Source organism: Pseudoalteromonas sp. SG44-17 (assembly GCF_014164235.1).
GTDB lineage: Bacteria > Pseudomonadota > Gammaproteobacteria > Enterobacterales > Alteromonadaceae > Pseudoalteromonas > Pseudoalteromonas rhizosphaerae.
The window spans coordinates 56,578-79,048 of record NZ_JACJEV010000004.1; the positions used below are offsets into that span (position 1 = coordinate 56,578).

Below are 22,471 nucleotides of genomic sequence, written 5' to 3' on the forward strand. Positions count from 1 at the left end.
TTGATTACTTGAGTTTAATTTAGCTATATTCGCCAATGCCACCATAGGCATTTAGACGGTTGTATAAAGTTTTAGTACTTATACCTAGCATTTGTGCTGCAAGCGTTTTATTGCCTTGTACTTTCTCCAACGTAGCGTGGATCAGCTCTTTTTCAACTTCTTCAATAGTTTGCCCTGCAGTCACTTGATTTGCTTGAGTTTGCTTATTCACTCGTGAAAATGGTGACTCTAAGTTATCTGGCAAAGTAATCGCTTTACCTTTTGGATCACTCATAATAAAAGCACGATGAATGCCGTGGCGCAGTTCTCGAACATTGCCTGGCCAATCATAGCTTTCAAGTAACTTTAATTGTGCCGTCTGCCATTGAAAGTCAGTGTTGTTTTCTTCGTTTAATTGATTTAAAAAAGCATTGGCTAATAAGGCAATATCTTCTTTTCTTTCACGCAATGGTGGAATATCAATAGGAAATACCGCTAACCGAAAGTAGATATCTTCACGAATAACATTATTTTGCGCTAAATCTTCTAATGAGCGGTTAGTCGCAGAAATAACTCGGCAATCTACCGCACTTTCTTTACTGCCACCTACTCGGGTTACTTTTTTAGTTTCTAACACGCGCAATAGATTAGGCTGCATATCTATTGGCATTTCAGTCACTTCGTCTAGAAATAATGTTCCGCCGGTTGCTTGTTCAAACACCCCATCTTTACGGACAATAGCGCCAGTAAACGCGCCTTTCTCATGGCCAAATAATTCGCTACCAATAAGTTCTTTCGATAACGCACCGCAGTTAGTAGCCACCAAAGGTCCTGTACATGCGCTAGCATTATGAATCGCTTGTGCGACAACTTCTTTACCAGCACCACTTTCACCCATTAACATTACGTTGGCGTTGGTGTTAGCGACGCGCTCAATCATGGTATACAAGTGCTGCATTTGCGGCGACTCACCTATTAAGGTACCAAAATGCTTTTTAATACTTGGCTCGGCTTTTTTCTTAGCCGTGGTTTTTTTAGGGTTGAGAAGGCGCTCAATATCTTCGCGCTGCAAGGGCTTAACTAGATGACCAACGTTAGGCTCACACATTTCAGCCAACTTACCTTTGACTGAAGGATGACCTGAAATAAGGGTTATTTTTGGTTTTTGACCAATACTTTTAAGGTGCTCAACCAAGTGTAAACCACTTCCATCAGGCAGCATAAAGTCTAACAATACATGGTCAAAGGTATTATTTACAAACCACTGCTCAGCCTCTGCTAAATTAGCAGCAGTATTAATGTTATGTCCTAAAAACTCTACGATATGACAAACGACATCACTAAACTCGCTATCATCATCAACTAACAGTATGTTTAACATGATAAATCCCTATGCTTATTATCATTGCCCAGCCTAACATCTTAACTGCCTTATTCTACAAAATCGATGCTTAACTGGAAATTTACGCTATCTAAATAGATTTAGATCTTTTTTGAGATATAATTTTTAAATTAAATTTTAAGGAACATTCTGATGCGCTTACTTAAAAGCACCGTTCATCCCAGTGTGAGTGCCAGCGAGCCACGTCAATTTACTCGCCTAACGAGCCGTGCTATTGCCTTAAAAGGCACTGATATTTTATTAATGTACACTGCCCGCTATGAAGATTTCAGCTTGCCTGGCGGCGGCATTGATGAAGGTGAAAGCATAGAGCAAGGATTAATCCGCGAGCTACAAGAAGAAACTGGCGCACAAAACATCAAAGTACTCGGTGAATTTGGGCTTTATGAAGAATACCGCCCTTGGTATAAAGACGATTTTGCAGTGATCCATATAAAGTCTTATTGCTATTTTTGTAGTCTTGATACGCAATTAGGGCAAGCCCAACTAGAGCATTATGAGCAACAAAATGGCATGGTTGCTAAATGGGTTAACATTCATGATGCCATTGCTCATAATGAGCGAACGCTGGCAACCAGTGATAAACAAGGCCTATCAATCCTGCGCGAAACCTATTTACTAAAAGAGATTGCCAAACATATTACTAATTATTGATAACTATCAACCTGTAATAAGTTAGGGCTTTGACTCATTTAAACCAATCACTTTTTCATAAGTAAATGAGTGATCTCTACCGCCGACATATCAACACGAGGCACATGCTTTTGGCCACACCAAAGTGGTGAAAAATCATCGCGCCCTGCTTTTTCAGCGCTTGTTCTAAGTGCCGTTATCGCGGTACTGGCATGAGGGAATTCAGGCACACCTATAGCCAAAGCGCCTAACTCATTCATTACACGATTTTGAATGCCCCGTGCCGCCCGACCAGAAAATAACGTAGTAAGCGCAGTATTATCCGTTTTCTGATTTAAAATTGCTTGCTTATGAGGCACTGACGTTTGCGCCTCGCGACATAATAAGTAAGCACTCCCAACTTGCACAGCGGCTGCACCTAAAGCTTGCATTTGCTCTACATCATCAGCGGTTGCAATACCGCCTGCGGCAACAATAGGCAAAGAAAGACGTGCCACACAGTTTTGAACTAACTGCACAGTTGATTGCTGCAAACTTAAATCCATTGATAAAAAATGCCCTCGATGGCCACCTGCTTCTAAACCCTGCGCAATAATAGCATCAGCGCCATTTTCACTCAGCCAAATAGCTTCATCTAAAGTGGTAGCAGTTGAAATCACTTTAGTGCCCCAGCTTTTGATTTGCGCCATAATCGTTTGCTCGGGTAAACCAAAATGAAAACTCACCACTGCGGGTTTATAAGGGGCAATAATATCAACAACCGATTGACTAATAGGTTGACGAGAAGCCCCTGCAGTTAAGCTTTCAGCATCAATACCATACTCATCAAAATAAGGCGCTAGCAAATTATGCCATTGCTGCTTTTGTTGGCTGGTGTAATCACCGACCGTATGACAAAAAAAGTTAAGGTTATAGGGATTACTTGTCGCTTGAGTCAGTTTATCAAGCTCGCTCACTAACTGTTGTTTTGAGAGCATTGCACAGGGTAATGATCCTAAACCACCTGCGTTACTCACCGCAGCAGCTAAACGAAAATCTTGCACACCCGCCATCGGCGCTTGAATAAGCGCTAAATGCGTATTAAAAAAAGATAACGCCACAACATACTCCTTGTAACTTTTTCAGTCGCCTGCACTTTTTACCGACATAAAACTAAATGATCACTAAAAATAATAATAGAATGAATCAAAAATTATAAAAAAACCAATAATTACAGCACATTAAAAATATAAAACAAATTAATACATAGTTGGTGTTAGCTTTGCACACTCCCTACATACTATTCGTAAGGAGATTATGATGACTAATACAGTAACAACGATCAATCCAAGTACTGAACAACCCATTGCAGAATATACGCTGCTTACTTTAGCACAAGCAAAAACCGAGATAGATAAAAGTCATGAGGCTTTCTTAGATTGGCGTCATATTTCACTCACTGATCGTGCCAAGTATTTAAACCAGCTAGCCTATCTGTTTGAACAACACAAAAAATCATTAGCCACACTTATGACTAATGAAATGGGTAAGTTGTATCAGCAAGGTTTGCAAGAGGTCAAGCTCTGCGCAGCAATTTGCCGCTACACCGCCGAGCACGGTCAAGTTCAATTGGCTGATGAAGAACGCCCAATGGAAAATGGTCACGCCGTTATTAGCTACCAGCCAACAGGCGTTTTATTAGGCATTCAACCTTGGAACTTTCCGCTATATCAAGTTGTACGTTATGCCGTTACTAATATCATGGCAGGCAATACCACTGTACTAAAACACGCTAGTAACGTGTTTGGTATGGCTGAAAAAATCGAAGCATTGTTTATTGAAGCAGGCTTTCCAAGCCATGTGTTTAAAAACTTATTAATCGATGGCAAAACTGCCAGCGAGCTAATAAGCCACAGCGCAATTCGTGGAGTGACATTCACAGGCAGTGATGGCACTGGTAAAAAAGTAGCTGAACACGCTGGTAAACACGTTAAAAAAACCGTATTAGAACTTGGCAGTAACGATGCCTATTTAGTGCTTGATGATGCAGATTTAGAGCTTGCGATTAAAACCTGTGTGCAAGGGCGGATGATTAATAACGGGCAAACCTGCGTATCAGCAAAACGTTTTGTGGTAGTAGAAGCCTTATACGATGAGTTTAAAAAAGGCATAACAGAGCAATTTAACGCCTTAATAGTTGGCGATCCTATGGATGAAAACACCGATCTTGGTCCAATGGCACGCGAGGATTTAAGAGACAAAATTCATAAACAAGTAATGCAATCAGTTGAGGCTGGTGCGTCTATTGTGACTGGTGGCGAAATACCTAAGCAAACGGGTTATTTCTATCCAGCCACATTACTTGAGAACCTCTCTCCCGGCATGCCGGCCTACGACGATGAACTATTTGGCCCGGTCGCTTCACTTATCAAAGCTAAGAATAATGGAGATGCAATGCGTATCGCTAATGACTCACGTTATGGCTTGGGCGGCGGTATTTTTTCTAAAGATGAAAAGAAAGCCATTGAGCTTGCTAAAAAGCATTTTGATACCGGTATGGTTAACATAAATGGTTATGGGCTGGCCCAGCCAAACTTACCATTTGGTGGTGTTAAAGACAGTGGTTATGGTCGTGAGCATGGCGGCTTTGGCATTCGTGAATTTGTTAACATCAAAACCATTATGATCAATAGCTAATAACTCTCAATAAAAAATACTCTAAAGGGCCTTAATTGGCCCTTTTTTTATGACTAAATAAGTTAAGTGTACAATAACGGCTATTAGCTATATTTTACTTACTTCATCATTAAAGGTAGGCACTTCTCGGCTAGAAGTATTCTCCATTTGCAATTCATTAACCGCCTTTTGAATATCCATGTCGTCATCTAGTTGCTGGTTACTATTATCAGGCTTATGCACTAACTCAGTTAAAAGAGCAAAATGATCCGAGCCATATTTTTCTAGCCTTTTTATACGTTTAACAGTAAAGCCATGGCTATGGAATAAGTGGTCAAGCGGCCAGCGCATAAAGAAATACCCAGCATGAAAGGTATTAAAAAAACCTCGGCCTTTGCGTGGGTCTAAAAAGTCACTGATTTCCATAAATAAACGGGTACTTCTTGACCAAGCAACGTCATTTAAATCGCCAGCAACAATTGTTGGACGTTTGTTGTTCTTTAAAGCCTTAGCAAGCAAAATAAGTTCGGTATCTCGTGGCCTAGAGGTATCTTCTTCAGTAGGACTTGGAGGAGCAGGATGAATAAAATGACCTTGTACTTCAAGACCTTCTACAGTCTCAAATAGAACGTGAATTGAGGGAATATCGTTTTCTACAAGCTCACATACTTGTTGTTTTTTTATCTTATATTTACTGTATAAATGCATGCCGTAGCGATTATCTTTCGGGCAAAATATTTTGTATGGATAATCTTCTTCAATGGCTGCAAGTTGCTGTTGCCATTTAGTATCTGACTCAAGCGTAATAAGTAAATCTGGCTGGTGTTCATGGACTAAATCTATTAAGTCTTGGTAGCGAGTGTTCGACATCAACACATTAGCCGACATAATACGAATACTATGCCCACTGCCTGCGGGACTTTGCGCCACTTCTTTTTTAGCAAGCCAAGTATAAGGATATATCCATTTACCTTGAATAAGCAAAATTACAGTTGCCATGATTAGCGACGATACAACCAAAGGCGATAGTCCACTTAATGCAAAATAAACACCTAAAAGCAACCCAGCCAATGCAAGATAAAAAACCTGTAAACGAACAAAGTCGCAACTACGAATTAAATAATGCTGGCTGAAAGACATAGGTAAAAGTGTCACAACTAATAACACACTTAATATACTTACCAGCACAATTAGCATTCAATAATCCTTTATTAATAACGACTTAAAATTGACAAAATTTCGCGAGTATCATGCACCATATGAATGATGGTATCGTCTATTTCAATCGTAATACGACCATCACGGTCTATCGGTTTTACTACTCGACCATGGCGATAGATATCGTAATCTAATCTGTCACCTTTGTGGTATTTTTTTTGCCAACCAGGAGGCAATTGACCACCATTATCAACTTTTTTTTGTAATCCTGGCGGTAAACTCCCTTTACCTTTATTTTTGTCTTTGTCATGGTTATCATTTTTTGCAAAAGCTGCGCCGCTGCAAAGTACTAAGCCAAGCAAAGCAGTAGATAGAAGTGCTTTCATATTTTACTCCCTATTTAGTTCATTTAAAGAATAGCAATAATTCATGAACTCGTTATGAAGTAAATTAAATAACCCTACATCAAGTTGTGACTTGGTAAAAATTTAGTGACGAGTAACAATAGAGAGAATCTCTCGAGTGTCATGCACTAAATGAATTAGCTGATCATCAACTTCCAGTAAAATTATCCCCTTTCGGTCATGACGCTCAACAACTCGACCACGGCGGTAAATATCTCTATCAAGGCGATCGCCGCGATGATATTTTTTATACCAACCCGGCGGTAAGCCATGCCCGTAGCCTACTTTCTTGTATAAACCCGGCGGCAACTTTTTATAATCTGCTGACTTATGGTGTTTTTTATAATATTTTTTATGGTACTTTTTACTGTGCTTTTTATGCTCATGATGATGCTCATGGCGATGTTCATAACGATCATGTTCGCGCTCGTGCTTAGCATTTACTGCAAACGGTAATAGGCTCAAACCAAGTACAGCCAAAGACAGGGGGATTAATTTATTCATAGCTACTTCCTAGCATAATCTGTGTGAATAATTAAAGCCTAACAAGTCAGCCTGAATGAAAGATGAAATGAATTGTAAACTTTGTAAAGGTAGTGAGTGCTTACAGTTTTGTGTTTTAACAAACAATTAGTTAGCTATATTAAAGAGAATAAATAATAAAAACTGGCTGACAGCTCACAACATATTCGTATATTATTAACTCACTTACCTTACTGGAGTTTGCGCATTAATGAATAACTAACACCTGTTGAAATTCGTTTTATTTTTTGAATTTACAGGGTTAGTGGGCGCAAAATTCGTCATATATCTTGCTATCGACTTAACGATACCTAGTTAATTTTAATTGCTTTGCGCGCCATGCCCTGAACACTCCAGAGGCATTATGCATACATTACACATCCACAATTTAAGCTATCAACACCCTGATGGCCAAACTCAATTTAAACAACTTAGTTTTTCAATAAATGAAAAGCTCACCGCGATCATTGGTGCTAATGGCAGCGGTAAATCAATATTGTTGAGTATATTGGCAAACCAACAACAACCTAGTACGGGACATGTTGAATTTAGTGGTACTCGCGTGCTTATTTCACAACAACAATTAAGTGAGCAGCACCTTCAAACATCGTCATCCACAATTGCACAACTATTAGGAGTTGATAAAAAGTTAGCCGCCCTTAATCGTATTGAACAAGGAAGCTGCCATGAGGCTGACTTTAACCTAATCAATGATGATTGGTTATGCGAGCAATATTACAAACAACAACTTTTAGCCCTTGCTATTGATACCTCATTAAACCAGCCAATTAAGCATTTAAGCGGCGGTCAACAGCGGCGTTTAATGCTATTTTGCGCGTTGCAAACAAAGCCTGATTTACTGATTTTAGATGAGCCAAGTAACCATTTAGACCAATCAGCAAAGCAATGGCTAATTGACCAATTACATGCGTTTAAAGGGCAAGTAATTGTAGTAAGTCATGACCGCCAATTACTTAATCAATGCGATGCTATTATTGAGCTCAGCAGCCAAGGTGTTCATTATGAAACGGGTAACTATCAGCATTTTAGCCAACAGAAATCGCTGCAACAAACTGCGCTTACAAAGCAAATTAATAATCTTGACAAGGAGCGACAAAAACACCTTCAGCAAACCCAGCTTAATCGTGAAAAAGCCCAACAAAGAGCAGCACAAGGTAATAAAAAACGTAACACCACCAGCCAACCAAAAGTGATGTTAGACTTTAAGAAAAACAGTGCCCAAGCAAGTAAAGGCGCTTCTGAGCGGCTAGCCTCAGCCAAACGCAAAGCCCTAACCGAAAAACGCCAAACACTTCAACAGCAGTTACCAAATAGTAAAGCTAAAACAGTAAAGTTTACGCAACCGACTAGCAATAAACGCCTACTATTTATTGAAAAACTTACTTTGCCATTTTCAAGCGCTAATAAAGCAATCACCCTGCAAATTTTTAGTGGTGATAAGTTACACCTAAAAGGAGCCAATGGCAGCGGTAAGTCAACATTACTCCGGATGATTAATGACTCGGCAAATTCACCAGTATCAACAGCGCTTCAATTAAATAGTAAAGTGCTTTATATCGATCAACACAGCTCTTTTTTAGGAGCAACAGACACTTTATGCAATGCATTAGAAAAACACTGTCAGCTAAAACAACAAACAGTACGCCATTTGCTTGCGAATATTGGCTTTAAGGGAGAGAATATTTATCGGCCAATTAGTCAATTAAGCGGCGGCGAGAAAATGCAATTAGCCATGCTTATAGCGGCGCAAAATGCGCAGCACTATTTATTGTTACTCGATGAACCCGATAACCACTTAGACTTGGCTAACAAGCAACATCTTGCGCAAAATCTGGCTGATTTTACTGGCAGCTTTATATTGGTGAGCCACGATGAGGAGTTTATTAAGCAATCTAATGTACTAACTAACATTATCTTAAAATAGCACAGTGAGAACTTTTTCATCGTTCAAGGTTCAAACTCATCGGATCACTTAATTATAAAAAGGAATAATATGAAAACTCTAAAATTGGTTTTGGTGATTGTAATTACTTCGTTAGCTGGCTGCAGCACTATGCTCAGCCAAAATGCGAATCAAAAAACGCGCTCAAGTAGCTTGGTGGATTTTCTATACCCTGATGAACAAAGTCGCCAAGCCCATCAACCAAGCGTGCCAACACTCAACTTACCTGCCACTGTAGGTATTGCATTTATTCCTAACCAATATGACTCTGGCATTCGCAGTAACGACGAAATCGCCTTGCTTGAGAAAGTAAAAAAACAGTTTATGCAATATGACTACATTGACCGTATTGAAGTTATTCCTAGTAGTTATTTAAAAGGAGGTCAAGGATTTACCACTCTTGAGCAAGTATCTAGATTATATGACGTTGATATTATTGCGCTGGTATCATATGACCAAGTATCACAAACTCTCGAAAATAATGCTGCATTCTTATATTTAACAATTGTGGGGTTATACGTTATTCCTGGCAACGAAAACACCGTACAAACTTTTGTTGATACAGCTGTTTTCGATGTGAAAAGTAGAAAAATGCTGTTTCGAGCTCCGGGAATTAACAAAGTAGAGCAACGCAGTACAGCCGTCGGTATTGATGAAACCTTAAACGAGCAGTCGCAAGGCAGCTTTAGCTTAGCTGTTGATGACATGATCACAAACTTAGATGCTGAACTTGGTTCATTTAAAACCCGTGTCAAAGAAGACAAAATAGCCAATGTTAATCATAAAGACGGCAGCAGTGGTGGCAGTTTATATTTCTTATTAATGTTACTAACTGCTATGTTAATTTTAAAACAACACGAGCAAATAACTAAACAGCTCTACATTAAACTAACAAGCGTTTATCGCTAAAGCTTTAGAATTCCTAAAAAAGGTTATATCCTGCCCTTTTGAAATATCTTAGATAAAGGGCTTTCATGCTTTCTCGATTATTATCTCTGGCGCTGATCACACCTACAGCCTTTAATTCTTTCGCCGCGCAAAACGACATTGAACGCATTACCACTACAGCATCTCGTGCTGAGGTACGCGCCGATCCTCTTCCTTTAGTAATAAGCAGCATCACTAAAGCACAGTTAGATTTAATCGCACCGACCCATATCGAGCAAGTGTTAAAGCAAGTTGCAGGTGCCAATGTGCAACATGGTAACGGTCAAGAATATTTGCCCGCACTGCGCTCTCCGGTGCTTTCTGGCGCTGGCGCCTGTGGCGGTATTTTAACAGCCGAAGATGGCATCCCCCTGCGTGCGGCAGGCTTTTGCAATATTAACGAATTGTTTGAAGCGCACACCGAAATGGCGCAGCGTATTGAAGTTTTAAAAGGCCCAGGCTCTGCCCTTTACGGCTCAAATGCTGTGCATGGCGTAATTAATGTGATCACCCCAGATACCACTTATGATGAACATTTGCTCGGCGTTGATTTAGGCTCTTACGGTTACAACCGATTCAAACTGCGCAGCGGAAAAGATTTAGGCAATCAAGGATTTGGTATCAATGCCAGTATCACTCGCGATACCGGATACCGTGATGATGAAAGCGTAGACCAAGAAAAGCTCAATCTGCGCCATCGCTATACAAGTGATGATCTATCCGTCACAACAGGATTGAGCTATACCCACTTAGATCAAAAAACTGCCGGATTTATTGAAGGCTTTGAAAGCTATAAAAACGATGAAATAGCCCAGCAAAACTTTGATCCTGATGCATTTAGAAAAGCCCGCTCATTTCGGCTTTGGTCAAAAACACAATGGCAAACAGCAAAAGATACGCTAACCATTACCCCGTATGTGCGCAATCAAAGTATGACCTTCTTTAAGCATTTTTTACCGGGCACACCGCTTGAAGAAAACAGCCAAAATGGCGTTGGCGTGCAATCACTTTGGCAGCATGCGTATTCAAACGAATTAACTGTTAATTTAGGGCTAGACAGCGAATACACCCGTGCAGATTTTTTGCAATATCAAGACGAGCCAACTCAAGGTTCAGCATTTTTAGTAGCAACTGTGCCACAAGGTAAGCATTACGATTACGATGTAACCAGCACCCTACTCGCCCCTTTTATTAGCCTTGATTGGCAATGGCAGCAACTCGCTATCAGTTTAGGCGCACGCTTTGAGCAGCTTGATTACGACTACACCAATAATATGCTGGCTGGTCGCACTGACGAGAATGGCAGCGAATGTGGATTTGGCGGTTGTCGTTACTCGCGCCCGCCAAGTAGTAAGAATACCTTTACCAATACATCGCCTAAACTTGGCTTGAGTTATCAATTAAGTGCTGATAATTATTTATATGCAAACCTATCTCGCGGTTACCGTGCGCCGCAAGCGGCTGAACTTTATCAGCTACAGCGCGAACAACAAGTGGCTGATCTCGAATCTGAAACAGCAGACAATCTAGAAGTGGGCCTCAAAGGGCAATATCAACAACTGCACTATGTAGTCTCTGCGTATACGATGAATAAACAAAACGTGATTTTTCGCGACAGCAATTTTTTCACCATTAATGATGGCCAAACTCAGCACCGTGGTATTGAACTGGAGCTGGATTATCAACTTACTCAGTCGATTCAACTTGCCCTAGCAGCAAGCCATGCAATACACACATACGACTATGACCAAGTTTTATCTGAAGTAAACATTAACGGTAACGACATAGACACAGCACCGCGTAATATCGCCAACCTACAAGCTAACTGGCAAGTCACCAATAACACCTTAATTGCTATTGAGTGGCATCATGTCAGTGACTATTTTACCGATCCTGAAAACCAACACAGTTACGCAGGCCATGACTTACTAAATTTACGCGCAGCATGGCAACTGACTGAACAATTGAAACTAACCGCGCGCATTAACAATCTATTTGATACCGCCTATGCAGAGCGTGCCGATTACACCAGCTTTACTGGCGACCGTTATTTTCCTGGGCGACCACGTAATATAATGTTCTCAGCAAGTTACGCTTGGTAAATATTGAATTAAGTGATTTCTGCTATTACTCAAACTTTTTCTTTTTATCATGGCGATATGATTTTGAGTTGTAAGTTGCAGTCATCACTTTATCAACTCCAGCTAAAATCGACTCTTTTAAACCACTAAAGAGCAAGACTTCTTGTGACCTTGAAACATACTCTATAACCCCTTGAGCTAACGATTCAACAATCTCTTGCGCATTCCTAATTACGATATGACCTTGATTAGCCAGCTTAATTAAGTGATCACAGTCTGGAAACTCTTTGCTCTTACAAATATTAAGTGCCATTTTATTATTGATGGTTGGATAAATTAATGTATGAGTAATATCAAAAGGTGGAGAAACAAAAATATTGCTCATATCTGGCGTGTACTGCAGCGCAAAATTTTTAAGATGGGCGTCACCGTTACCAATTAAACAACTGAAAACGATGTACTTATACATTTTTTCAACTTCGAGCAGATTATTCGTGTACAAATAGGTTGCTTTCAGTAGGGTTTCGTAACTTCCCCGATATTTTTCATCGGGATCTGAAGAGCGCTTCATCAAAGTTGTAAAGTCTTCATAACCTAGCAACTGAGTGCCACTTTCACCACGATCAAAGCGTTCAATCACAAATGTTTCAAGGTTATCAGATAAATACGTATTTGGCGGTGCTAGACCGCAATATTTAGCTGCTTGCATGCACACATATTCATTAACAGTAAGCAGCTCAAACTCTTCATCAAATGATTTTACGATCAGATCTTTTTGATGAACTGTTCGCTCAACACTTGGAATACTTACTTTGGGTTGCATTCCTGACAAGGTATTCCTGAGATAGTATTTTTCTAATAACTGCGGAAATAAAGGCTGTGCATGCGAATACGTAAGAATATCGTTAAGTGACACGCTATCAACTTGCGGTAATTTAAAGTCACCTTGGTAAGATAACATGCCAATACCATCACTTCCTTGCAAAGCTAATAAGTACATGTCGTTAACTTTGGCGTAACGAGCAAGCCTTTGTGCAATGTATCTACGGTTATGCCCTTCAGGCAAATTTTGCGCAAAAATAGGATGCAATGCACCAGATCGATAACTATCATCCATGCCTTTTTCAGTCATAGTTAATGATAGATTAAACTCATTTTGCGTTTGCTTATAATCGTGTATTGCATCATGAGTTAGCACACCCAGCTCTTTGTCATCTATACACACTGTCAACTTTTGTACTTTTTCAGGTAGGTTAAAAGCCATCACTAGCTATCCTCACTAAAAAGCTCGTTTAATTCATCCCAACGAGGTAACCGTGATTTAGACAAAGTTCTTGGTACTACAGCTAGCTCATAATCTAAATAATGAGTATAACGCTCAAGGATATCCAATGATCCTGTAAATTTACCGTTTTCAATTTCAGATAGTGTGCTTTTATTAATGTTCGTCAATTTTTGCACTTCTCGTTGTGTTAGTTGTTTTTCTTTTCGCGCCTGAGCAAGCGCTTTTCCTATTTCTATTCTATTCATCGCAGCCACCAAAAACTCGCCATATAGCGAACATGGTAGTATAAAACAAAAAATATAGCTATATAGCGAACATAACTAGATTACCTTTTACTGTAATAGCTGTTTATACTGCTCAGTTAAGTGCACCTTGAGTTCTGGGTGCGCTACTAATAACTCAGCAAGCTGAGCTTTAGCGGCGGTTGTTTCACCATCAGCAATAAGTGTATCTATACGTTTAAATTTATTTGCTACCTCTGCGGTGATAATTTCAAGCTCTAATAATACTTCGCTTTTAGCGGTCATGCTTTGCGACTCAAATTGCCGTCCTGCCATGTAAGATTGTGTACTGCGTTGAAGCCTTTGAGTTTGCTTTAATTGCTCTAGCTGCTTTTGTTCTAGCACTTCGCTTTGCATCATTTCAGACGAGGCTGCAGGTGCTAAAGCAGTCTGTTCATCGGCTAAAATTTGTAGATCATTCATTGCCTCTGACGGCTTAAGATACTGAGTAGTATTTTGCATATATAAAACCGCGACTAACACCAGTGATGCCGCAGTAGATAATTGCCCATACCAAGTTTGGTAAAAGCGTTTGCGCTTATTAATATTGGTTACTTTGTTAGCATTAGCGGCTTCAGCTGCATGTTGTAATATTTGCTCATCAAGTTGTAAGCTTGGTTGCTCCGTTGCACCTCGTTTATAAAGTGAAGCAATATCATGATCGGTTAACTTATCGCTCATTGTTAGTCTCCATTTTATACTTGATACATTGCTTTAGCTTGGCTAGCGCGTAACGGATGCGGCTTTTGATATTTTCAGTTGTTTCTACCGCTAGTTCGGCAATTTCTTTGAGGGTAAAATCAGCTTCGTGTTTAAGTAAAAACGCCTCTTTTTGCTCACGTGGCAATTGTGCTAGGCACACTTTTAACTGCGCTGCTTGCTGAGCCTGCTCGAGCTTTTCAGCATCTGGTCGACTGTTATGATCAGCAAATTCGGCAATTTCAATGTCTTGATTATCACCGTCTAGCCATTTGTTTTGCGTACCAGTGCGGCGGTAATGATCAATCAATTCATTGTGCGCAATACGATACAACCAAGTGGTAAACTTAGCGCTCACTTGATACTGTGAGCGCGCTTTTATCAGCTTATTCCAGACTTCTTGATAAAGCTCTTCGGCCACTTGCGGGTTTGCGCACTGGCGTAAAAAATAACGATATAAGCTATTTTTATGGCGTAGGTACAGCTGGGTAAAAGCCTGTACATCACCTTGTCCATAACTCAACATTAATTGCTCATCAGCTAGTTCTGTCATAACATCCTTTACTTAAATCATACCAATCGTGTTAAGTTATTAGTCATTTATAGCGACATATAAATAGAGTGATAACAAGGCATAAACTTTGACATATAGTTGTTCTATTTGAGAAATTTATAACACAGTTAGCGCTTTATTTAGCGCGCTAGAATGACTAAATATTTAAGTTGATTGGTATCACAGTGCCGCAGCATTATTAACGAGTTGCACAAACTCACTACGATAGCCAAATGTGTCTATGCCTTTGTTAGCGGTTGCCAATTTAGCGCAATCTTCATACTGCCAGTCTCCGATATATTTTGCACCTTTTAATAACTGCGCAAAACCAGCCACTGCGGCGGCAAATTTAAAGTCTTGGCTGGCTTGCGATAAAGGCAGCTCACCTTTAGGTGTTGCAACAGCTTGAGTGATCAACTTACTTTGCTCAGCGTCAGGCTGTTTATAACGCACTTTTACAAAGGCGAGTTCATTGCTGGTAGCCAGTTTTTTGTCTTCTTTAGATTGGTAACGCAGCTCATAAATTTGTTTATGAGCTGCGTTGGCTAAGGTTATTTCATACAGCGCAGTCACGCTATGCCCTGCCCCTAACTCTGCGGCATCGACCTTATCGTTATTAAAATCTTCATTAGCGAGTACGCGATTTTGATAACCAATTAAACGATATTCAGCCACCTGCTGTGGATTGAATTCCACTTGAATTTTTACGTCTTTGGCAATAATTTGCATGGTACTGCTGAGTTCATCGACCAGTACTTTGCGTGCTTCGTTTATGTTATCTATGTAAGCATGCTGGCCGTTACCTATATTTGCCAGTTGCTCCATTAGGCCATCATTATAATTACCTTGGCCAAATCCCAAAGTAGTTAAGGCAATCCCCGTCTTGCGCTTAGATGCCACCAGCTCTTTGAGTTTATCGATTGATTGGGTGCCCACATTAAAGTCGCCATCAGTGGCTAAAATCACCCGATTAATACCTCCTTTTTTAAAATTTTCGGCCGCAATTTGATAAGCCAGTTCAATACCTTGCTCGCCATTAGTTGAGCCGCCTGCTGCCAGTTTATCTAACGCGGCGCTGATAGTTTGTTGATCATTGCCTTTCGTTGCTGGCAAAACCACGCCTGCGGCACCGGCATACACGACAATGGCAACTGAATCATTTTCATCTAATTGTTTAGTTAACATGGTTAAACTGGTTTTTAATAAGGGTAACTTATTTGGTGCATTCATAGAGCCAGATACATCCAGTAAAAACACTAAATTCGCTGCCTTTAAATCGGCTTTTTCAATCTCAAAACCTTTAATGCCAATTTTTAACAGTTGCCGATGCTCATTCCAAGGAGCTGTTGCCATCTCGGTATGAACATTAAAAGGTGTAGCTATGCTATTGGGTGCACTGTAATCGTAGTCAAAATAATTAATAAAAGCTTCTTCACGCACTGCGTCATTAGGTGGTAATTTCCCCATATTGAGCATACGCCGAGTATTGCTGTAACTGCCCGTATCAACATCAATTGAAAAGGTTGAAACCGGTTCAGTACCAACTTGTTTTACTGGGTTTTGCTGGGATTTCAAATAGTTTTCACGTTCTTGTTCAGTAGCAAATACCACATCATCAATAGGCATTGGTTGTGGCATTTGCGGCATTAACATAACACTTGCATGCGTTAAACCTTGAGGGCTTGCTGCGTAGCTTACCGGGTGCAATCGTTGTCGTTTTTGCAGCTGAACTTGCTGCTCAAGCCCCTGTTGACTATCTACTTCAGTTTGCGTTACTTCGATCGCATCTGTTTGTTGCTCTTGCTCTTTAACAGAGCTACGTGATGTGTGATCACAGCCAGCTAAACCAGCCAAAACCGCGATACTTAATAGCGTCAAACGCAGATTATTTTTACCATAGTGGTAACATGTCGTGTGGTTCATAAACTCACCTTGTTATTAATTAGGATTACTAAACCTATTAACGGATGACTTTAAAAAGTAGGGTTAATTATTTTTAAAATACTCTGCTGAACAAGGAATTTTTAAGAATAAGTTATTCAAATTTAAAGAGTAATCAGCTGGCAATTTAATATCAACGTCAGTTGCGTTGGGGTATAATTACGCTACCTGCCATCTACTTGGTGACTTTAGTTTTGTATTCAACTCCAATTAAACGGACTTTATTTTCCACTGCGATTTTAATTTTAGGCATTATTTTTATTGCCGCTAACTTACGCGCACCCGTTACAGGGCTTGCTCCTGTGCTTGAGCAAATAATTTTGACCTTTAACTTAAGCCCTTCGCAAGCCGGTATGCTCACAACACTGCCGTTAATTGCCTTTGCTTTAGCCAGCCCGATGGCGGCAAGTCTTGCTAAAAAACAAGGGCTAGAAATATCATTGTTTATTGCGCTTATTCTGATTGGTTTGGGCCTGGCTTCACGACTGATTGACTCTATGCCAATGCTTTACTTAGGCACAGCAGTCATTGGCATCGGTATCGCAATTGGTAACGTACTGTTACCGAGTTTAATTAAACGCGACTTCCCACATAAAGTTGCAGTGATGACCTCTACTTACGTACTAGCAATGGGAATTTTTGGTGGTAGTTATGCCGCGCTTATTATTCCGCTGGCTGAATATAAAAGTATCGGCTGGCAATTAGCCCTTGCTTGTTATGGCTTACTTACCCTAGTGAGTATTGTTATTTGGCTACCACAGTTAAAACTTCATACTAAGCCAACAAAAGATCTACTGGCGAGTGTCAACACCAACAAAGTATGGCACGAGGCGCTTGCGTGGCAAATTACCTTATTGCTGGGGTTAAATTCATTTTTTACCTATATTATGATTAGTTGGTTGCCGAGCATTTTGATTGAAGCAGGTCATACAGCACAACACGCGGGAGCTTTGCAAGGCGCATTTCAGGTAGCCTCAGCAACCCCTGGCATCATCTTAATACCACTGCTGGCAAAGCTTAAAGATCAACGCATACTAACTAGCTTATTAGCACTGGTAGCCGCATTTTGCTCATTAGGATTACTGTTTATCCCTGAGTTTGCAGCAATGTGGGCTATTACCTTAGGATTTTGTTCAGGAGCATGTTTTATTCTAGGGTTATCGTTTATTAGCTTACGTACTCATGACACCCGTCAGGCTACATCACTTTCAGGCATGGCACAGTGTTTGGGTTATTTGCTTGCAGCCTCTGGGCCTATTATCGCAGGCTCATTACATAGCTACTTTGGCAATTGGACAACCACCTTATGGTTATGTGCCTTCGCCAGCGCTTTATGTGCTGTATTTGGTTATCTAGGTGGGCGTAATATCACTATGAGAAGTGCTCATTAAACCAATTAAATAATGAGCAAAGATAAAATTAAAAATACGCTATATGGGTAACCACATAGCGCATTTTTTAACTCTATATAATGTATTAGCGAACGGCTAAAACAATTAGACCAGGTAGAACAAAGAACGACCCCAACACATAACCCAATGCAGCCGATTTATTCTTCGTACCAATTTCAGCCAGCTTTTCAGCCAATTTAATTGGGATTTCGCGTAAGACCGGAATGCCATATATAAGTGCCACAGCAAACACATTAAACATTACATGTACTAGCGCGATTGTTAGCGCTACTTCAGCCATAGGCCCAGTGATAGAAGTTGCTGCTAATAATGCAGTTATAGTTGTACCAATATTAGCACCTAATGTGAATGGGTAAATTTGGCGCGTTGTAAATACACCACTACCTGCAAGCGGAATCATTAAACTTGTTGTTGTTGACGACGATTGCACCATAATCGTTACAGCGGCACCAGATGTAATACCAGCCACCGGACCACGGCCTATTGCACCGTGCAGTATGTCTTTCGCCTTACCAACAAGTGCCTTTTTAAGGAGCTTACCAAGTGTTGTTACAGCGAATAAAATTAAGCAAATACCGGCAATAACCATCGCTGCCCCCAACATTTTTGTATCTAAAAAGCTAAATGCATCTTTGATTACACCTACCACAGGCTTAACCAATGGCTTAATAAAGTTGTAGCTATTTAATGATAAGTCAGCATCACCTACAAATAAGTGCGACAACATGGCGGAGAGTTTCTGTAGTAAACCAAACATGATTTCAAGCGGTAAAAATATCGCTACAGCAAATAAGTTAAAAAAGTCATGAACCGTAGAGGCTGCGAATGCACGCTGAAACTCTTCTTTTGAGCGAATATGGCCAATAGATACCAACGTATTTGTAATAGTTGTGCCAATATTTGCCCCCATCACCATAGGGATAGCAATACTTAAAGGCAGACCACCAGCAACAAGCCCAACAATTACTGACGTTACCGTAGAAGATGATTGTACTAAAGCGGTTGCTAAAGCCCCCAGTAGTAAAGCAATAAACGGATTTGTTGCAAACGCAAAAATTTCTTGTGCGCCCTCGGTACCACCGGACGCTAGCTTGAAACCACCACTGACAGTGCCCACGGCAACCAATACTAAATAAACTAAAAAGGCAATGGCAGCCCAGTTAAGTGTTTTAATTAATAGCGTGCTCTGCTTTGATTCACTCATGTTTAAATCTCAATTTTTGTCTTGCCGATTGTGGCATTTTGATGACGTTTTTGTTTCAAAGCACATTAGAACATCCGAATATTACAGAAATATTTCACTCAAATTAACGCGTGTTCGAAATTGGTTAAATTACGAAATAAAAGTAACTTACATTTCGCGCTAGTTTTTTAAAAAATAAAAATAAACAATATATTCAAAAACTTAAATATAGAGCAACCCTTTACATTGATTTACAGAGCAGCCAAAAGAGCTACTGTCTACTGTTAATTAAACACTTAAATACTCTTTTAAAATGATGGAAAAATTAATAACTAATTTTAAAAATTGTAATATGACACATAAGACAACTAGCTCATAAAGCAATCGTACATTTTACCTTATTGACTGTTAGGTTAAACTTCACTCAACCACACAAACTAATCTTAAAGCATTGCCTTTAATAAAATAGCAGGCAAAGTACTTGATCCCTTTAATGAGAGTAAGTATTTAGCATCTTTTAATGCTAAATAACGGCATAAGAAAAGTACTAACGGTTTTTATACTGGGTTTTACAGTGGCTGCGCATAATAGCGGGATTGCGTAACTTTAAATGTTTTGTTGTACGGCCAGCATGGCGCTTGCGCCAAACTTTAAACGAACCCGATGAGATATTGTCGCGCATAAAATTAACTAACTGGGAATGATTTAAACCATAAAGGTTTTCAATGGCTTCAAATGGCGTGCGATCTTCCCATGCCATCTCGATAATTCTAGACACTTGGCTACTATCAAACATAACAGACTCTTCTACAAAATATCTTTATACCCGACATAGCAAGAATAAGATCAATCTGTAATTTCAACTCGCCATGGTGGATTCAGCCGATTACACCCCGCCCAATAAAGTTTAATTTTATTGCCTGATGGGTCTTTTAACACAGCTTCTCGCCATAAATAACGCTGCTCGGTGATCACTGATTCAAACTCAAAGCCCTTAGCTTTTAAGGAGGCGACCCACTTTTCTAGTTCTGCGCTTTCAAAATATATAACCGCGCCATTACTAAACACATCATCGGTTAATAATAAAGAAAATGTAGCTTTATTAGGGCACTCAAAGCGTGAATAATGATCCATTTTTACAATTTGTGTAAAGCCCATGGCCAGGTAAAATTGATTTGCTTTTTCGATGTCAGAGACAGGTAAAGTGATTTGATTAAGGTTCATAGTCGTTACCTAAATATTGAGTTAGATAACGACTTTAAAACCTTAACTTAACTTGAGGTCAATTAGTAATTGGTATCTTGATATTAAGAAGCTTGATAGCGATTTGCTTGTTTGATGCTAGCAAAATCGTTAAAGCGAACACCGTGTTTTTTCATTACCTCAAGCACTTTCTTGCTGATCATTTGGCGTAAATAAAACGGTTGATTCGGCACAAAGTGATGAATTGTATGGGTATGGCCAAAGTTAAAACAAAACAAGTTAAACGGTGCAAACAAGCGACTCGTTATAACATGCGTTTGCTCCAGCATGTTATTAACGCCGCCATAGTAATGCATTGATGAAGTCACAAAATTTAATGAGCTTGAACGCACAATATTAGGCACAATCAACACCACCATTAAAAACTCAAACACCGCCATAGTGTCCAGCAACAACGCCGGCGAATTAGCCGCAAGTGGGGTAAATAAATCAACTAAATGGAACACAATTACGCTGTATAAAATAGCAAAGTACGCTGTGGTAACCGGAAACCCTGCGTTAAATACCTTAAAAAAGCTAAACCCTTTGATTTCTTTACTAAAACGTTTAGCGTTAATTAACAAGCCGAGTAAGCCATCAACAATTACCAACGCCCGTAACAATGGCTTTTTAATGCCATTACCCACTAAGCGCTCTTCTAAGTCTTGCTCAGTACCCGACACTTTATGATGATGTAAATGCATTTTACGGCGATACCATGGGCTAATAGTATTTGGGCGCATTAGCCACACTGTTAGCATCATAAAGTTATGTAGAAAAGGCTGGTTACTAAAGTACTGTTTATGGATCAGGTCGTGTTCAAGCTCGTGGGAAATTGACGCTGCAATGGCTGCTAAAATAATACATAGCCACGCAGGGATAATAGCGAAGTAATAAAGTGCACCAACCCCAATTAACGCACTGAGTGATAATAATAAAATAGCCATCCCGATAGTATTTTGATGGGCTAATAACGGGTGCTTTTGACGAAGCTTAGCTTCTTCAGCTTTAATCGCCTTAACAATGGCTTGAATATTTTCCTTAGCACTTAACGTGGTCATAAATAGCAACTGATAATCAAAGTTGCGCAAATGATACCCGAATAAATAAAAAGCTGCTAGAGCAACGAGCAACGAGCAACGAGCAACGAAAAAATAAAAGTGCCGTTAATTTAAGTCAAGCATGTTTTTTTAATATAACTACAATTGGTTAAGTTAGCCGTAGCTAAATCGACTTAAATTAAAATAGCAGTCTTTTGACCTGTAAGAATTATTATCGCGACAGAGTGCCATGAACGGACGTTGCCGATCCTAATTGCTTGTTATAAGCATTTTAATTCTGGGATCCTGTTATATAAAGCTTCTCTTACTCTATCTTCTAGTTCAAACGCTTCAGCTTCCCACGGTTGATATTTAGAGCATGAGTAATTTGAATCACTAGCTGACAAGTTGGGATAGCTTTTGCCTTTTCAGAGACTATAACCTTCGCATGGTTCCGTCGGCAGGTCTTTCTTTTTGACTTTTATAATAAAATGCAAGATGCAAGACCTGATGCTGTTTTTCTTCGATATGGCGCGCGGGTTTGCAGTCTCAGCCCAAATTGTTGGGCGAACATAATCGACTTGTTAGAGTTTTTTTGCCAACTTATTATGAATTGCACTGTATGACGTCTCTAGTCTTTTTAAATGCTTACTGACATTTTTCCATTCCCAAACTAAAAAAGACCCAAACTCTGGATAAGTATCCTGCCACTCTTTTGCTTCCTTTTTATCTCTTGCATGAAGCGAAAACAACACGAAGTAATCTCCTTCAATAAAAATATTGAAATTGATTGTGCCCCAGCCATCTGCTGTATATCTATAGGTAGCACCATCACACTTATCTGGAACCAAATCATGTTTCTCAATGTAAACCTCCCCACCAGTGTCAGAGTAGTGGAGAGTCAAGTTGATATCTTTACACCTAAAGTCATTCTCAGAGAGTTTGAAATTAGCATATTCATTCAAATCCTTCCGATTAGAAAAAAATTGTATTTCTTTATCGAAATCTGAATAAGCTTCGTAAATAAGAACATCATCTTCAAAGATAAGATTAAGAACCTTTGGTAGTTCTGAAATTGGAATTCCGTTTACAATAGACATACAGAAAACTC

At 39.7% G+C, this 22,471-nt stretch carries 21 protein-coding genes; 6 read left to right on the forward strand and 15 right to left on the reverse strand.

Going from position 1 to position 22,471, the window contains the following annotated elements:
• Positions 1-19: 19 nt before the first annotated feature.
• Positions 20-1,360, reverse strand: a complete 1,341-nt coding sequence (locus H5182_RS04385) for a sigma-54 dependent transcriptional regulator (protein WP_182759594.1) — start codon at positions 1,358-1,360, stop codon at positions 20-22.
• 153 nt (positions 1,361-1,513) lie between these two features.
• Here H5182_RS04385 and H5182_RS04390 point away from each other — a divergent pair, with 153 nt between their 5' ends.
• Positions 1,514-2,035: an NUDIX hydrolase gene (locus H5182_RS04390; protein WP_182734614.1), complete on the forward strand. Its 522-nt coding sequence runs from the start codon at positions 1,514-1,516 to the stop codon at positions 2,033-2,035.
• 47 nt (positions 2,036-2,082) lie between these two features.
• Here the strand turns inward: H5182_RS04390 and H5182_RS04395 are convergent, their stop codons facing one another.
• Positions 2,083-3,114, reverse strand: a complete 1,032-nt coding sequence (locus H5182_RS04395) for a nitronate monooxygenase family protein (protein WP_182759595.1) — start codon at positions 3,112-3,114, stop codon at positions 2,083-2,085.
• A gap of 199 nt (positions 3,115-3,313) precedes the next feature.
• Here H5182_RS04395 and H5182_RS04400 point away from each other — a divergent pair, with 199 nt between their 5' ends.
• A complete protein-coding gene (locus tag H5182_RS04400) occupies positions 3,314-4,690 on the forward strand; it encodes an NAD-dependent succinate-semialdehyde dehydrogenase (RefSeq protein ID WP_182759653.1) in 1,377 nt (458 codons plus the stop codon).
• Positions 4,691-4,777: 87 nt separating this feature from the next.
• On the opposite strand, the gene H5182_RS04405 is transcribed toward H5182_RS04400, so the two are convergent.
• The 3 genes from H5182_RS04405 to H5182_RS04415 all read right to left on the reverse strand — a co-directional run bounded on the left by H5182_RS04405 (position 4,778) and on the right by H5182_RS04415 (position 6,735).
• On the reverse strand, positions 4,778-5,866 hold the full coding sequence (locus H5182_RS04405) for an endonuclease/exonuclease/phosphatase family protein (protein WP_145241206.1): 1,089 nt from the start codon (positions 5,864-5,866) through the stop codon (positions 4,778-4,780).
• A gap of 14 nt (positions 5,867-5,880) precedes the next feature.
• A complete protein-coding gene (locus H5182_RS04410; RefSeq protein WP_145241208.1) occupies positions 5,881-6,213 on the reverse strand; it encodes a hypothetical protein in 333 nt (110 codons plus the stop codon).
• Positions 6,214-6,315: 102 nt separating this feature from the next.
• Positions 6,316-6,735, reverse strand: coding sequence for a hypothetical protein (locus H5182_RS04415; protein ID WP_182759596.1), 420 nt, complete (start codon positions 6,733-6,735; stop codon positions 6,316-6,318).
• 382 nt (positions 6,736-7,117) lie between these two features.
• On the opposite strand from H5182_RS04415, the gene H5182_RS04420 reads away from it, so the two are divergent.
• The 3 genes from H5182_RS04420 (at position 7,118) to H5182_RS04430 (ending at position 11,745) form a co-directional block, all read left to right on the forward strand.
• A complete protein-coding gene (locus tag H5182_RS04420; protein WP_182759597.1) occupies positions 7,118-8,698 on the forward strand; it encodes an ATP-binding cassette domain-containing protein in 1,581 nt (526 codons plus the stop codon).
• A 69-nt stretch (positions 8,699-8,767) separates the two neighbouring features.
• Positions 8,768-9,625, forward strand: coding sequence for a rhombotarget lipoprotein (rhlP, locus tag H5182_RS04425; RefSeq protein WP_182731815.1), 858 nt, complete (start codon positions 8,768-8,770; stop codon positions 9,623-9,625).
• A 65-nt stretch (positions 9,626-9,690) separates the two neighbouring features.
• Entirely contained in the window at positions 9,691-11,745 is a 2,055-nt protein-coding gene (locus H5182_RS04430; protein ID WP_182759598.1) for a TonB-dependent receptor, read from the forward strand.
• A gap of 25 nt (positions 11,746-11,770) precedes the next feature.
• Here the strand turns inward: H5182_RS04430 and H5182_RS04435 are convergent, their stop codons facing one another.
• From H5182_RS04435 to H5182_RS04455, 5 genes are all read right to left on the reverse strand, one after another.
• Entirely contained in the window at positions 11,771-12,988 is a 1,218-nt protein-coding gene (locus tag H5182_RS04435) for a type II toxin-antitoxin system HipA family toxin (RefSeq protein WP_182759599.1), read from the reverse strand.
• 2 nt (positions 12,989-12,990) lie between these two features.
• The gene (locus tag H5182_RS04440; RefSeq protein WP_182731812.1) at positions 12,991-13,254 is read right to left on the reverse strand and encodes a helix-turn-helix domain-containing protein; all 264 of its coding nucleotides are present in this window, start codon (positions 13,252-13,254) and stop codon (positions 12,991-12,993) included.
• A gap of 87 nt (positions 13,255-13,341) precedes the next feature.
• Positions 13,342-13,971, reverse strand: a complete 630-nt coding sequence (locus tag H5182_RS04445; RefSeq protein WP_145241221.1) for a hypothetical protein — start codon at positions 13,969-13,971, stop codon at positions 13,342-13,344.
• Positions 13,961-14,542 carry a sigma-70 family RNA polymerase sigma factor gene (locus H5182_RS04450; protein WP_145241223.1) on the reverse strand — a complete coding sequence of 194 codons (582 nt, stop codon included), beginning with the start codon at positions 14,540-14,542 and terminating at the stop codon, positions 13,961-13,963. Before H5182_RS04450 ends, H5182_RS04445 begins: the two co-directional genes overlap by 11 nt.
• Positions 14,543-14,722: 180 nt before the next feature.
• Positions 14,723-16,465: a VWA domain-containing protein gene (locus H5182_RS04455; RefSeq protein ID WP_182759600.1), complete on the reverse strand. Its 1,743-nt coding sequence runs from the start codon at positions 16,463-16,465 to the stop codon at positions 14,723-14,725.
• Positions 16,466-16,677: 212 nt separating this feature from the next.
• On the opposite strand from H5182_RS04455, the gene H5182_RS04460 reads away from it, so the two are divergent.
• Entirely contained in the window at positions 16,678-17,874 is a 1,197-nt protein-coding gene (locus tag H5182_RS04460; RefSeq protein WP_259398236.1) for an MFS transporter, read from the forward strand.
• A gap of 85 nt (positions 17,875-17,959) precedes the next feature.
• On the opposite strand, the gene H5182_RS04465 is transcribed toward H5182_RS04460, so the two are convergent.
• From H5182_RS04465 to H5182_RS04485, 5 genes are all read right to left on the reverse strand, one after another.
• On the reverse strand, positions 17,960-19,099 hold the full coding sequence (locus H5182_RS04465; RefSeq protein WP_182734601.1) for a Na/Pi symporter: 1,140 nt from the start codon (positions 19,097-19,099) through the stop codon (positions 17,960-17,962).
• 526 nt (positions 19,100-19,625) lie between these two features.
• The gene (locus H5182_RS04470; RefSeq protein WP_182734599.1) at positions 19,626-19,874 is read right to left on the reverse strand and encodes a TIGR03643 family protein; all 249 of its coding nucleotides are present in this window, start codon (positions 19,872-19,874) and stop codon (positions 19,626-19,628) included.
• A 50-nt stretch (positions 19,875-19,924) separates the two neighbouring features.
• Positions 19,925-20,302, reverse strand: a complete 378-nt coding sequence (locus H5182_RS04475; protein WP_182759601.1) for a VOC family protein — start codon at positions 20,300-20,302, stop codon at positions 19,925-19,927.
• A gap of 83 nt (positions 20,303-20,385) precedes the next feature.
• Positions 20,386-21,381 (reverse strand): fatty acid desaturase, encoded by a 996-nt coding sequence (locus H5182_RS04480; RefSeq protein WP_145241236.1) that lies wholly within the window; start codon positions 21,379-21,381, stop codon positions 20,386-20,388.
• Positions 21,382-21,944: 563 nt separating this feature from the next.
• Complete coding sequence (locus H5182_RS04485; RefSeq protein ID WP_182734596.1) at positions 21,945-22,460, reverse strand: hypothetical protein; 516 nt, start codon at positions 22,458-22,460, stop codon at positions 21,945-21,947.
• Between the last annotated feature and the right edge of the window lie 11 nt (positions 22,461-22,471).

Excerpts from the sequence above, each read along its gene's own strand:
- H5182_RS04385 (WP_182759594.1), bottom strand. The coding sequence starts at position 1,360 with ATGTTAAACATACTGTTAGTTGATGATGATAGCGAGTTTAGTGATGTC.
- H5182_RS04390 (WP_182734614.1), top strand. The coding sequence starts at position 1,514 with ATGCGCTTACTTAAAAGCACCGTTCATCCCAGTGTGAGTGCCAGCGAG.
- H5182_RS04400 (WP_182759653.1), top strand. The coding sequence starts at position 3,314 with ATGACTAATACAGTAACAACGATCAATCCAAGTACTGAACAACCCATT.
- H5182_RS04405 (WP_145241206.1), bottom strand. The coding sequence starts at position 5,866 with ATGCTAATTGTGCTGGTAAGTATATTAAGTGTGTTATTAGTTGTGACA.
- H5182_RS04410 (WP_145241208.1), bottom strand. The coding sequence starts at position 6,213 with ATGAAAGCACTTCTATCTACTGCTTTGCTTGGCTTAGTACTTTGCAGC.
- H5182_RS04415 (WP_182759596.1), bottom strand. The coding sequence starts at position 6,735 with ATGAATAAATTAATCCCCCTGTCTTTGGCTGTACTTGGTTTGAGCCTA.
- H5182_RS04420 (WP_182759597.1), top strand. The coding sequence starts at position 7,118 with ATGCATACATTACACATCCACAATTTAAGCTATCAACACCCTGATGGC.
- rhlP (WP_182731815.1), top strand. The coding sequence starts at position 8,768 with ATGAAAACTCTAAAATTGGTTTTGGTGATTGTAATTACTTCGTTAGCT.
- H5182_RS04430 (WP_182759598.1), top strand. The coding sequence starts at position 9,691 with ATGCTTTCTCGATTATTATCTCTGGCGCTGATCACACCTACAGCCTTT.
- H5182_RS04435 (WP_182759599.1), bottom strand. The coding sequence starts at position 12,988 with ATGGCTTTTAACCTACCTGAAAAAGTACAAAAGTTGACAGTGTGTATA.
- H5182_RS04440 (WP_182731812.1), bottom strand. The coding sequence starts at position 13,254 with ATGAATAGAATAGAAATAGGAAAAGCGCTTGCTCAGGCGCGAAAAGAA.
- H5182_RS04445 (WP_145241221.1), bottom strand. The coding sequence starts at position 13,971 with ATGAGCGATAAGTTAACCGATCATGATATTGCTTCACTTTATAAACGA.
- H5182_RS04450 (WP_145241223.1), bottom strand. The coding sequence starts at position 14,542 with ATGACAGAACTAGCTGATGAGCAATTAATGTTGAGTTATGGACAAGGT.
- H5182_RS04455 (WP_182759600.1), bottom strand. The coding sequence starts at position 16,465 with ATGAACCACACGACATGTTACCACTATGGTAAAAATAATCTGCGTTTG.
- H5182_RS04465 (WP_182734601.1), bottom strand. The coding sequence starts at position 19,099 with ATGAGTGAATCAAAGCAGAGCACGCTATTAATTAAAACACTTAACTGG.
- H5182_RS04470 (WP_182734599.1), bottom strand. The coding sequence starts at position 19,874 with ATGTTTGATAGTAGCCAAGTGTCTAGAATTATCGAGATGGCATGGGAA.
- H5182_RS04475 (WP_182759601.1), bottom strand. The coding sequence starts at position 20,302 with ATGAACCTTAATCAAATCACTTTACCTGTCTCTGACATCGAAAAAGCA.
- H5182_RS04480 (WP_145241236.1), bottom strand. The coding sequence starts at position 21,381 with ATGACCACGTTAAGTGCTAAGGAAAATATTCAAGCCATTGTTAAGGCG.
- H5182_RS04485 (WP_182734596.1), bottom strand. The coding sequence starts at position 22,460 with ATGTCTATTGTAAACGGAATTCCAATTTCAGAACTACCAAAGGTTCTT.